Origin of the sequence: Aureitalea sp. L0-47, from assembly GCF_026126405.1 — a bacterium.
In the GTDB taxonomy this organism is placed as follows: Bacteria; Bacteroidota; Bacteroidia; order Flavobacteriales; family Flavobacteriaceae; genus Pukyongia.
Genome location: NZ_JAFMTQ010000005.1, coordinates 113,078 through 125,661 on the forward strand (window position 1 = coordinate 113,078; position 12,584 = coordinate 125,661).

Annotated in this window: 10 protein-coding genes; all 10 read right to left on the reverse strand. The window is 43.8% G+C overall.

Annotation, left to right across the window (positions count from 1 at the left end; translation table 11 throughout):
- Nucleotides 1–121: 121 nt before the first annotated feature.
- Entirely contained in the window at nt 122–2,926 is a 2,805-nt protein-coding gene (locus J1N09_RS07330) for a T9SS type A sorting domain-containing protein (RefSeq protein ID WP_265199336.1), read from the reverse strand.
- 178 nt (nt 2,927–3,104) lie between these two features.
- Entirely contained in the window at nt 3,105–3,920 is an 816-nt protein-coding gene (locus J1N09_RS07335) for an enoyl-ACP reductase (RefSeq protein ID WP_265199338.1), read from the reverse strand.
- Between the two features lie 47 nt (nt 3,921–3,967).
- Nucleotides 3,968–5,620, reverse strand: a complete 1,653-nt coding sequence (gene recN / locus J1N09_RS07340; RefSeq protein WP_265199339.1) for a DNA repair protein RecN — start codon at nt 5,618–5,620, stop codon at nt 3,968–3,970.
- Between the two features lie 86 nt (nt 5,621–5,706).
- Complete coding sequence (locus J1N09_RS07345) at nt 5,707–6,597, reverse strand: DUF4835 family protein (RefSeq protein ID WP_265199341.1); 891 nt, start codon at nt 6,595–6,597, stop codon at nt 5,707–5,709.
- The gene (gene coaBC, locus J1N09_RS07350; RefSeq protein ID WP_265199343.1) at nt 6,590–7,801 is read right to left on the reverse strand and encodes a bifunctional phosphopantothenoylcysteine decarboxylase/phosphopantothenate--cysteine ligase CoaBC; all 1,212 of its coding nucleotides are present in this window, start codon (nt 7,799–7,801) and stop codon (nt 6,590–6,592) included. Before coaBC ends, J1N09_RS07345 begins: the two co-directional genes overlap by 8 nt.
- Before the next feature lie 3 nt (nt 7,802–7,804).
- Complete coding sequence (locus J1N09_RS07355; RefSeq protein ID WP_265199345.1) at nt 7,805–8,140, reverse strand: DNA-directed RNA polymerase subunit omega; 336 nt, start codon at nt 8,138–8,140, stop codon at nt 7,805–7,807.
- A 7-nt stretch (nt 8,141–8,147) separates the two neighbouring features.
- Nucleotides 8,148–8,960: an outer membrane protein assembly factor BamD gene (locus J1N09_RS07360; protein ID WP_265199348.1), complete on the reverse strand. Its 813-nt coding sequence runs from the start codon at nt 8,958–8,960 to the stop codon at nt 8,148–8,150.
- A 128-nt stretch (nt 8,961–9,088) separates the two neighbouring features.
- Nucleotides 9,089–9,967 carry a 4-hydroxy-tetrahydrodipicolinate synthase gene (dapA, locus tag J1N09_RS07365; RefSeq protein ID WP_265199350.1) on the reverse strand — a complete coding sequence of 293 codons (879 nt, stop codon included), beginning with the start codon at nt 9,965–9,967 and terminating at the stop codon, nt 9,089–9,091.
- Nucleotides 9,964–10,482, reverse strand: a complete 519-nt coding sequence (locus J1N09_RS07370) for a DUF6913 domain-containing protein (RefSeq protein ID WP_265199352.1) — start codon at nt 10,480–10,482, stop codon at nt 9,964–9,966. The genes dapA and J1N09_RS07370 overlap by 4 nt, the downstream gene beginning before the upstream one ends.
- Before the next feature lie 57 nt (nt 10,483–10,539).
- The gene (gene ligA, locus J1N09_RS07375) at nt 10,540–12,534 is read right to left on the reverse strand and encodes an NAD-dependent DNA ligase LigA (RefSeq protein ID WP_265199354.1); all 1,995 of its coding nucleotides are present in this window, start codon (nt 12,532–12,534) and stop codon (nt 10,540–10,542) included.
- Nucleotides 12,535–12,584: the final 50 nt, after the last annotated feature.

The window sequence follows — 12,584 nt, forward strand, 5'->3', positions numbered from 1 at the left end:
AATTTGATTAATCTAGTTTAGTCGTCCCTAAAGATAGTAAGATTTTCATTAGAAAAAAGTCTATAAATAAAAATCCCGGCAAATAAAATTTGCCGGGATTTGAATTCAAATATTAGATAACTTATCTCTTAATTACTTTATACGTACCAGTCTGGCCATTTACAGTCACTTTCATCAGGTAAGCACCTGTTGCAAGTGTGGATGTATCAAGCTGTGTACTGGTTGCGTTTACTTCTTGTCCAAGTACTTGCTGACCTAACAGATTGTAGATCGCAACATCTTCGATAGCCTCTAATGAATCCAGGTTCAACGTACCGTTGGTTGGGTTCGGATAGAAACTGAAGCCTTCGATTACATTATCGTTAGTACTAAGTAGTGTTCCGTCGATAGTAATGTCAGTAATACCGCCATCGTTCACAACGTATACATAGTATACCGAACCTGCTGCCGTGTTGATGTTAGCTACTGTACCCGGAGCACACTGGTTTCCAATTTGGAAGAAGTACTCAAGGTCTGTTTCAATAGCGTTCTCATCAGGCGCAGTAAAGAATACAACAAAGCTATTTCCTGCTGGTGAAACGATCTCGGCTGTAGCCGTACCGTTACCGGCAGATGTAAAGTTATACCATACACCTTTTCCTCCGGAGATATCACAACCCACTGGGTTTCCATTCTCAACCGTGGCCGCTGGCATTGCAACAGCTGGGTCTGTGTAAGGAACACCAATTTCATCAACATCGATAGAGTTAACGATCATATCGTTTGGTGGTGGTACCGGAGTACAAGTCATATTCAACTCGAAGTTTCCAGTTGCACCTCCGAAACCATGAACAAGAATGTAGTAAGTAGTATTTCCGTCACTTTGGAATTCTACCTCACTCTGGAAGTTAGTACAGTTTGGTGAATCGTCATTACCAGCAACACACGTTAATGGTAGAACAGTACAATCACCTGTGTAAACAGAGATCTTAGTATCGTAGTCTGTGTTAGTGCTACATGTCGATACTAAAATGTCGGTTACAAGACCAGTAGTATCTTCATACACATACCATACACCAGGAGCGCTTGTTGGAGTATCACAATCCGGAGCAGCAGCTGTATCGTCATTAGCTGTGTCTGTGTTGCCAAATAGTGGTACACCACATTCAATTGCTATTGCACCACATGGGTCGTCGTTAACAGGACCACAAGTTACGGTTAGGTCGAAAGTACCTGAAGCACCTCCAAAACCGTCTACTGCGATATAGTAAGTAGAAGAACCGTCTGCTACGAAAGATAGTTCAGAAGTAAATCCTGAACAACCTGGTCCGTCATCATTGGTCTCAACAACTGTACCACCACAGGCATCGTATACTGTAAGAATAGTATCGAAAGCCGCCTGGTCACAAGTAGAAACTGTAATAAGCTCACCTGCTACAGAACTGGTAACTGCGAACCACTCATCCGGAGATCCGTCTCCGTTGGTGTCGGTATCATTACCTGTATCTCCTGAAAGTGTCTGACCACAGTTGATAGTGGTAGCGTTAGCACAAGTGTTATTTCCAACCACAGGAGTAGCGTTAACGGATAAAATTCCTTGCTCATAAGCTCCTGAAATCCCAAGAGGCGTAGCTGCACCCGTGTTCTTATCGACAGTTGAAATTACAGTGTTTGCTCCGTCATAGATACCGGCATACAGGATATCAGTTGTTGGATCTACTGTAGCTTCCTGAACAAAATTGATATCCACACCAAGGGGTCCAATTAAGGTACCTACACCCGTTGAAAGATCAACGGAGTACAAATTGTCATCACCTACATCCGCCATGTATCCAACTCCACTGTTATCAATCTCGAGCCAAATCCCTAGGGAGTTACCCGTTCCGGCACCTACAGGAGTTAACGTTCCTGTAGTCGTATCAACTGTGTATAATTGTGTTGTTGCCCCATCGGTTGAAAGCGCATACATAGTTCCTGTTGTAGGGTCTAATGAAATCCCTTCCGGGAAGTGTCCGGCGAGTAAGCCGGTAAGTGGACCTACACTAGTTGCTGCGCCGGTAGCAGTATCTATTATGACTAATTCAGTATTGTCAAAATCCAAAGCGTACATTGTGCCGCTTCCGTCAATATCATCAGCAAAAATCGTTGGAACCGTTGAACCAATTGGGGTTAATCCATAAGGTCCGGCGATTGGAATTGTTCCAAATGGGTATGGACTTACAGCAGGGAAAATATCATTCGCAAAGAATTCAGTAGCAGGTCCGCCACCTGAAGTAGCAAGGATCTCAACATCCCATCCACCGTAGTCTACTACGGCAGTTGCGTTGAATTCGAACGTTAAGCTACCGGATGTTCCGGTAAACAGTGCAGATCCGTTAGACGCGATCATATCCACTAACGTGATGTCTCCATCGTTAATACCGCCCGCAGAATTATCATAAAGAACAGGCCCTGTTGTATCTACACCGTCGTAGATTCTCAACCAGTCGAAAGTGGCAAAAACACTGAAGAATAAAAATTCTATTTCAGTAGCCCCATCAAGGGTTGTTAGGGTGATACAGCCACAATTCGGATAGTTACCCGGGGTTCCACCAGTTGAACTACCTCCCGGTCCTCCCGGATCGAAGAAGTTATCTCCAACGGCAACTGGAAACGTCTCCGTTGCACCAGCGGTTGGGATTATATCTGCGAGTACATTGCGAGTCTGATCACTGTAGTACTTTCGCAATGCAAGTCTTTCTTCCAAAGTAAAATGTACATCAGAGATCAAAGGACTATCGCCTCTACTCTCGAGGGTAGCGATCAAACTCTGCACATCTACGGGTTCCTGGGACTCCATATTCGCAGCTTGAGTGAGTTCCTGCTGAATTGCAGAAACCTCAGTAGTTTGCGCCATCATCATCGGTATGCAAACCAATAATGAAAGCATCATAGTAATTTTCTTCATAATAAAATAATTAGATTAGTTATAATCTAATAAAAGTATCCATAAATACTATGATTAACAAATATTTTGCAAGTGAAATTAGAATCATCGATGAACGCATCATCTTACCGTTGAATATCAATAAAAAACCGCTTGATTTTAACATCAAGCGGCTGTCTTTATCTATTGTTGGATCTACCTATTCTTCCTGGAAAGTTTCCATCACGAGATCACTAACCCCCATATTGGAAAATCCACCGTCATTGTAGAGGTTCTGAAGTGTTACCCTTCTTGTGAGATCACTAAACATGGCAACCGTATAATTGGCACAATCCATGGCGGTGGCATTCCCCAATGGAGACATCTTTTCAGCATAGGCGATAAAGCCATCAAATCCTTTCACACCCTGCCCAGCAGTAGTGGGTGTAGGTGACTGTGAAATGGTGTTTACCCTTACGTTTTTATCCCTTCCGAAGAAATACCCGAAACTACGGGCAATAGATTCAAGATATGCTTTATTATCTGCCATATCATTGTAATCCGGGAAGACACGCTGCGCAGCCATATAGGTTAAAGCCACTATACTGCCCCATTCGTTCATCGCATCCTTCTTGTATAACACCTGCATCGTCTTGTGAAACGAAAGTGCCGAAACATCCCAACCTTTATGTGTCCAGTCGTAATTCGACTCTGTATAATGTTTTCCTTTACGAACGTTGACAGACATCCCAATGGAGTGAAGCACAAAGTCAATCTTACCTCCAAGGATTTCCATCGATTTCTCTACCAGGTTTTCCAGGTCCTCGAGATTAGTGGCATCGGCAGGAATTATTTCCGAATTCGTCTTTGCAGCGAGATCCTTTATCTGCCCCATTCGCATGGCGATGGGTGCATTGGTCAGCACAAAAGTACCACCTTCTTCAGCGATGCGTTCCGCAGTTTTCCAGGCAATTGAATTCTCATCCAAAGCCCCGAAAATGATCCCTTTTTTTCCTTTCAACAAGTTGTACGACATTGTTTTTGTATTGAAAATTAATGGTTAATGTAAGGGCAAAGATACAGTTAATTCAACAATTCTCTCGCATTGGCCAATGCCGCTTCGGTTATGTTCTTTCCACCGATCATCTTTGCTATTTCAACGATCCTGTCGTCCAAATTCAATTCCTTTAATCGGGTGAAAGTCACTTCATCTTCATCCTCTTTAAACACCTTTATGTGCCTGTCTCCTTTTGCCGCTATCTGAGGCAAATGGGTAATGCTTATCAACTGCATGGATTTACTCATATTACTCATTATCACCGCCATTTTATTCGCGATCTCCCCGGAGACACCGGTATCTATCTCATCGAAAATAATAGTTGGTAATTGCTTGTATTTTACCAGCACCGCTTTTACAGCGAGCATGATTCTGCTCTTCTCCCCACCGGAGGCCACTTTCTTCAACGGTCCAAAAGAATGGCCCTTATTCGCTGTAAACAACAATTCCAGCTTATCCATCCCCAGTTCCCTGAACTCCTCCGTCCACTCGATCTCAAACTTGAATCGGGCATTCTGTAAACCGAGTTCTGCCAGGATCTCTTCAAGCTTTTCTTTTAAGTGAGGTATTGCCTCAAGCCGCTTTTCATGCAATTTTTTCGCCCAGTCCACCGCCCTTTCACGGGATTTGTCCAGTTCGTCCTGTAGCGAGGCGATAGCATCATCCAGATTGGCAGTCTCATCGATCTTCGCCTCCAGGCTATCCCTGATCTCAATTAAGTCCGAAATATCCTCTGTCGTGTGTTTCTGCTGCAGCTTATAAAGTACTTGTAACTTCTCATTGATCTCCGCAAGTTGTCCGGGGTCAGCTTCTACCTTGTCCAGACTGGAATGTAAACTTTCCAATAGATCCTCGATCTCAATTATACTGCTATTGATCCGCTCCCAGTGTTCGTCCAATTCCGAAGTAAACCCTTTTATCTTAGACAATGCAGCCCGGGCCTGTTTGGCCGTTTCTATGGCTCCCATAGGCTCATCACTCAGTAAACCGATAGCCGAAGCCAACGACTCCTGTATCAACTCGGTGTTGTTCAGGGTCTCATAGGTCTCTTCCAGTTCCTCCAGGTCTATTCCATCCAGATTCGCCTCTTTTAATTCGTTGTATAAGAAAGTATTATAGTCCTGTTCTTTGTTTGCCGTGGCTTTTTGTTCTTCCAAAGCATGAAGCTGTTGGCTTTTGCTTTTTACATCTCGATATTGTTTTTTATAGGACTGTAGAATCGCACCATTCCCCGCCATGGCATCCAGTACTTCCAGTTGAAATGCTTCGGAAGACAATACCAGTGTTTCGTGTTGACTATGAATATCCACTAACCGAATGGCCAGCGATTGCAATTGTGCCAGCGTAACCGGGGTATCGTTCACAAAAGCTCGGGATTTACCACCGGGAAGGATCTCCCTTCTCACAATAGTATTAGGATCGTAATCAAGATCATTTTCAGAAAAAAACCCCTCAAAATCATAGTCGGAAACTCTGAACTCCCCCTCGATCACACATTTCTTAGCAGGGTCCTTCACACTGCTCATATCGGCTCGTTTCCCTAACAATAAGGAAAGAGCCCCGAGTAAAATAGACTTTCCAGCACCTGTTTCACCAGTAATAATGGTAAGTCCCGAATCGAAATCTACCTTGATATCGTCTATCAGGGCATAGTTCTTTATGGCTAAATGAGTAATCATGAGCTATAGAAATGTAGCCTCAGCAATGAGCTGTTCAACTCCTTAAAAGTACAAGGAAAAATCTATCCCGGCAACAGGGTTAGTATCTAAAATCTGATCTCGCTCCAGGCACTGCGTTTTGTAGGCGCCATGCGATTCAGGTTCTCAAGGAGTCGTGTGATCTCTACATTCGGACCACCACTGAATATATCCTTTATCTCGTCGCTTTTCGCATCGAAGAATGTTCTAAGCAGGTATGAGTTAGGCCTGCGGTCGTTGATGTTCTTGAGTGTAGCGATCGACTTGATTATATTCTGCTTTGCCATCTTAGGTTGCTCACTCATAAGGTCTAAACCTTCTCTGTGATACTCATACATTGCATCGTGAAACTCTTTGTACACGTTTGAAATCAAAGCATCATTGTAACGGAAACGCGATTGGGTTCCGTCTGTCGCCTTCCAACCAGCAAAGTTGCTACCAGCTGCGGTATTGACTATCTGCTTGGCGATATCGAAGTATTCCTGTCCGCCATTAAGTTCGAAAGAATCGGCATCCAGACCAATAACGGTGTAGATGTGAAATGCCAGAACGGACATCAGATTGGAATCAAAATTATTGATGTTGAAGACCAGTGGCTGAAATTCGATGTACTCGAAATTACACTGACGGTCGTTGTAGTTGTAGATCGGACTATCATAGGTTGAGTCGTACACCGGGCGTGACGCCTGAACCTGCAGGGTGGATGTAAAGAAATCCGACTCGAAATTTGAGATAATAAGCGTGAAATTACAATCGATTCGCTCCTGAACTTTGTAGATCTTATCGGTCCACTTAGTTTGGCTGATGTATTCTGTTAACTGCGCCTCCAACGTTCGGAATACCTGGAGGTTGGGTTGTCCGGTCTGTTCGGCATCAATTGTCACTGTCGCATTCAGCTCCTGTGCCTGGAGTATTCCGCCGCTAAAAATAAGCGCTAGTACAAGTAGTATTCTATTCATTGATCTCATCTATAATGTATGCCAGTATATCTCCGGCAACTTCCGTTTTTGGTTTAACTTCGAAAGGAAGCGTTTTATTGTCCTTGCTTATCAAGGTTACCTTATTAGTATCACCTCCAAATCCGGCACCCTTGTCTCTCAGCGAATTTAACACAATTAAATCTAAATTCTTTTTTTTGAGTTTCGATTTTGCGTTTTCAAGTTCATTTTCCGTTTCCAGTGCAAAACCAACCAGGTATTGGTCCTTTTTCAGCTCTCCCAGGGAGGCCAGGATATCCTTAGTCTTCTCAAGTTTGATGTGAAGTTCGGTATCTGACTTCTTTATTTTTTCTGAAGCTACCTCAGCAGGCCTGTAATCGGCTACTGCCGCACTTAGGATAGCAATATCTGTCTCGTCAAAGTATTTGCGTGTAGCCTTATACATTTCTTCGGCGCTGGTGACCGAAACCAGCTCAATTTCCGAAGTATTCGTTTGGAGACTTACCGGACCGGAGATCAATGTAACCTGACCTCCTAGTGAAGCTGCCTTCTCGGCGATCGCATAGCCCATTTTTCCTGAGGAATGATTCCCTATAAAACGAACGGGATCAATAGCCTCGTAGGTAGGACCCGCGGTGATAAGTACTTTCTTTCCGCGCAGCGGAAGTCCCTTTAAGAGATCCTTTTCAATAAACGAAACTATGGCCTCAGGCTCGGCCATTCTACCTTTACCAACCAATCCACTGGCCAATTCACCATGGGTAGCATCAATTCGGGTATTTCCAAAGGAATCCAGGGTATCAAATGTTGCCTTAGTCGTTGGATGTTTGTACATATCCAGATCCATGGCAGGTGCGTAATACACCGGGCATTTGGCCGACAAGTACACGGCCAGCAATAAGTTGTCACAGGTGCCATGTGCCATTTTTGATAAGGTATTCGCAGTGGCAGGGGCGATCAGAAATAAATCAGCCCAAAGGGCCAACTCAACGTGGTTGTTCCATTGGGCATTCTCGTCTTCTTCGTTTGTGAATGAAGAAAATACTTCGTTCTTTGAGAGCGTGGACAAGGTGAGCGGAGTGACAAATTCCCTCGATGAAGGCGTCATTACTACCTTTACCTGGGCTCCTGCTTTGACCAGTAATCGTACAAGGAAAGCCGATTTATAAGCGGCAATTCCGGCAGTGACGCCCAGTAGAATTTTTTTACCGCTCAGCACAGACATAAACTAGTCTTCGATTTCTTCGTCTGCAGTGTTTCGGTAGTAAATCTTATCTTCTAACCATTCCTGTATCGCCAAAGCATGTGGCTTAGGAAGTTTTTCATAGAATTTCGATACTTCGATCTGTTCTTTGTTCTCGAAGATCTCTTCCAGGCTATCGTTATAGGTGGCAAATTCATCCAACTTTTCAAGAAGTTCTTTCTTGATATCAGAGTTGATCTGAATAGCGCGCTTCGATATGATAGAAATGGCCTCGTAGATGTTCTCCGTTGGCTCGTCAATTTGATTCCTATCGATAGTCTTAGTGTTGATAGGCGCTTCCGAATTCTTAATATCCGTCATAATATGGTTATTTGCTTGTAGGTTCTTCTGTTTCAGAAGACAATCGTTCTTGGATGTCGACCATGATCTCACGGGCCTCTTCACTTAGTTCGCTGTCTTCGTAATATTTATTAAAACTTTTGTAATGTCCTTTTGCTACTTCTAGTCTTTCATTTACCAGGGAAGGTAAACTGTTTATCGCCAACTTATAGGCTGCCTCGAATCTTCCGTAAAAGGCATTTTTTCTCAGTGATGCCCCGGGATGATCGGAAATGAAATTGTCAAACGCTTCAATAGCTGCTTTGAAATCTTCGATTCTAAGATATTGTAAGGCCGTTTCATAATCCTTCTTCTCAATCTTTCTTCTGAGCTCCAGTACAAGACCATTAGCTTCCGTTCTGTAATTCGAGTTAGGGTACTTATCGATATAACTTTGAAGTCTCTCCAGGGCTTTATCCGTATCCTTTTGGTCCAGGGAATAGCGCGGAGATAGTTCGTAATAACTCTTGGCCGACTTATAGGCCGCGACCTCAAGGCTGTCACTATCCGGGTAGGAGCTCTCGAATCGCTCGAACTGGTAACCGGCCAGGTAAAAATCTTCCAGTTTATAAAATGTATTGGCGTAGATGTACATCAGCTTTTCAGCCTGAGGCTTACCGCGATATACAGGTACGATCTGTTCCATCAGTTTCAAGGCCTTTTTATATTTCCCAACATTGTACAAGGAATCCGCCATCGCATACTTTTTGGTAGCATCATCCTCCTTCAGCACCATCTGGTACTCACTACAGGAGTTCAGAAATACGGCTAAAACAAAGCCTAAAAGACTAATTCTGATCATTTTATAAAACATCGTGCAAAAATAGTGAATTAAAGCTGATTACAAAAACTTAATATCAGGCTAAAATATTGTCTGAAGAAGGATTTCAACAGCCTTTTCCGATACAATTAACATTTCAGCGGTTCAATTCAGGTATTTTGAGTAACAAAATCGCGAATCTTACCCTGCAATTCCTTGCTTGCTGCAACGAGAGGAAGTCGTACAGAATTTCCACAAATCCCCCTTGCTTCAAGCACAGACTTGATACCCGCCGGATTGCCTTCCGCAAAGATGTAATCGATAGCAGGAGCGATACGATAATGAAGCTTGTATGCTTGGGTAACTTCACCTTTTAGCCCCAGACGGACCATTTCAGAAAACATCTCCGGGAAACCCTCTCCTATAACAGATATCACACCGGAACCTCCGGCCAAAATCATGGGCAAGGTTATCATATCATCCCCCGAGATCACCATAAAATCATCTGGTGTTTGGGAGATCATCCTCATGGCTTGGACTATATCTCCCGCAGCCTCTTTTATGGCAACGATAGCATCGAAATCGCGAGATAATCGAGCAACTGTTTCGGGTTGAATATTACTCGCAGTTCTACCCGGTACATTGTAGAGTATTATAGGCTTAGGGCTTTCTGCTGCTATTGCCGCAAAGTGCTGGTAAATGCCTTCCTGTGTGGGTTTGTTATACATGGGTGATACGGAAAGAATGGCGGTGAAATCGGATAGATCCCTGGAATTCATCTCATCAATAACCGCTTGGGTATTGTTCCCTCCAATCCCTAAAACCATGGGGAGTCGGCCCGCATTTTCAGAAACAACCGTGTCGATCACCAATTGCTTCTCTTCTTTAGTTAATGTAACACTTTCAGCCGTCGTTCCAAGCAGCACCAAATAGTCGATACCATTATCAATTTGAAATTGCACTACTCGACGTAGTCCAGCTACATCGACCTCGTTCTCCACAGTAAAAGGAGTAACTAATGCAACACCGGTTCCTATTAATTCTTTCATGTTAATTTGCCTAAAACCTGAAGGTATTTTTTTAATTCGTTCTTGAATGCAGCAGTATTCATAGGATCTAACGACATGATCAAATCGTAGAGGCGCTCATCTCCACCTGAAAAGCCAACCTTGAAGGCCGCATTACTCTTTGAGATCATCAAGTCCAGGAATTCGTGCTTTCCTTTATAATAGCCAACCAGGACATCAAACTCTTTTTCGAGAAATTCAACCGCATTCTGATTCTGAATTTCTCCTTTCCAGGTAAAATCTTTGTTATTCACCTGGTTCTGGCGCATGGACGGCATTTTCTTTTTAAATTCCTGAAAGGAAAATACCTTTACGTCTTTCGGTTGGAGGTTGTAATCGAACGCAAACGAATCGAAGACTTCCAATTCCTGTATCATACCCTCATCCACCAGGAAACCCAAGGTTTTCATTTCGACATTGATCCTCGAAATGTCCCTTTCCTTCAGGTTGTGATCGATTTGTTTTTTTAAAGATCGACGCTTGATTTTTTCAAACATAAGACCCAGTTCTCATCTTACAAAAATACAGCATTAGAGGCGATTTTCTCATTACATTCAGGAAATCATTGCCAGAAATTCTTCTTCGGAAATTATAGAGATACCCAGGCTCTCTGCTTTAGTCTTTTTACTCGGACCCATATTCTCCCCGGCCACTACATAACTGGTTTTCCCTGAAATACTTCCGGACACTTTCCCGCCATTATCCTCAATGAGTTTCTTGAGTTCAGTACGTGAGACCGAAGTAAATACACCTGATACCACGAAGGTATTTCCCTGTAGTTTATCGGTTTGATTCGCGAGGATATCGGCCGAGATTTCCAACTGAACTCCGTATTCTTTTAACCGTTGAATAGTTTCTTTATTTTCTTCTGAAGCAAAAAACTGTATCACACTTTGTGCGATCCGCTCCCCAATTTCTTCTACGCCAACTAGCACTTCTTCCGAAGTGGCCATCAATGCGTCTATCGATTTGAAGTGACGCGCCAGCTTTTTGGCAACCGTCTCACCCACGTAGCGAATACCCAGGGCGAAAAGCACTCTCTCGAATGGTATCTGCCTGGAAGCCTCAATCCCATTGATCAGGTTTTCAGCACTCTTCTCGGCCATTCGTTCAAGAGGAATCACCTGTTCCGCTGTAAGTTCGTAAAGATCGGCGTAATTGTGAATTAAACCATTGTTCACGAGCAAGGCCACCGTTTCTCCACCCAGGCCTTCAATATCCATGGCCTTACGCGATATGTAATGTTGGATCCTCCCTATGATCTGTGGCGGGCATCCTTCGGCATTCGGACAATAATGCTGTGCTTCGCCTTCTTTTCTTTCGAGGGCCGTATCACATTCAGGGCAATGTGTAATATATCGAGTGGGTTCGCTGTTCGCATCACGAGCACTAAGATCGACCGCTGTAATCTTGGGGATGATCTCTCCTCCTTTTTCAACAAAAACGGTATCCCCTTCTCTTACATCTAACTTTGCGATTTGGTCTGCATTGTGAAGCGAAGCACGCTTTACAATAGTTCCGGCCAATTCCACGGGTTCCAGGTTGGCAACTGGAGTGATAGCCCCGGTTCGGCCTACCTGGTAAGTGATCTTGTGTAATACGGTTGCCGCAGATTCTGCCTTGAACTTATACGCCATCGCCCAGCGTGGTGCTTTGGCAGTGTACCCCAGTTCTTCCTGCTGCTGCAGGCTATTCACCTTTATAACTACACCATCTGTCTCATAAGGCATATCGTGGCGATGTATGTCCCAGTAATTAATAAATTCAAGCACCTCATCCATGCTGTCGCAGAGCCTGGCAACTTGGGGTACTTTAAACCCCCATTCCCTGGCCTTCTGAAGACCCTCAAACTGTGTTTTAATTGGCAAACGGTTCGCTTTTAAACTGTATAGCAAGCATTCCAAAGGTCTTCTGGCGACTTCGCTGCTATCCTGGAGTTTCAAGCTTCCGGAAGCCGTATTTCGTGGATTTCGATAGGGTTCCTCTCCAATATCGATTCGCTCCAGGTTCATTTTTTCGAAGCCCTCGAAAGGAAGAATGATCTCACCACGGATACTAAATTTTTCCGGGTAATCTCCTTTGAGTTGTAGAGGGACAGATTTTATCGTTCGAACGTTGGCCGTGACCTCATCTCCTTGAAAACCATCCCCCCTGGTAACGGCGGAAACCAGCATACCATTTTCGTAGGTAAGGCTCATAGAGGCCCCGTCATATTTTAATTCACAGGTGTATTGAACAGGTCCATCGACCATCTTCTGTATCCGCTTTTCCCAATCGAGCAGGTCTTCCTTTGAATAGGAGTTGTCCAGGGAATACATCCGAAATTCATGTGTAACCGTATTGAAATTCTTAGTCACCTCACCTCCAACACGTACCGTAGGTGAATTGGGGTCGAAAAACTGCGGATGCGCTGCTTCGAGCTCCTGGAGTTGCTTCAGTTTTTGATCGAACTCATAATCCGAAATTGTAGGTTCGTCCAGTACGTAGTACTTATAGTTATGTTCGCGAAGTTCTTCGCGCAATTGTTTGATCTGCTCTTCGGGATTCATGAACACAAATATAGAAATTGAATCGTGATCGAGTAAGTAATTATTTAAAG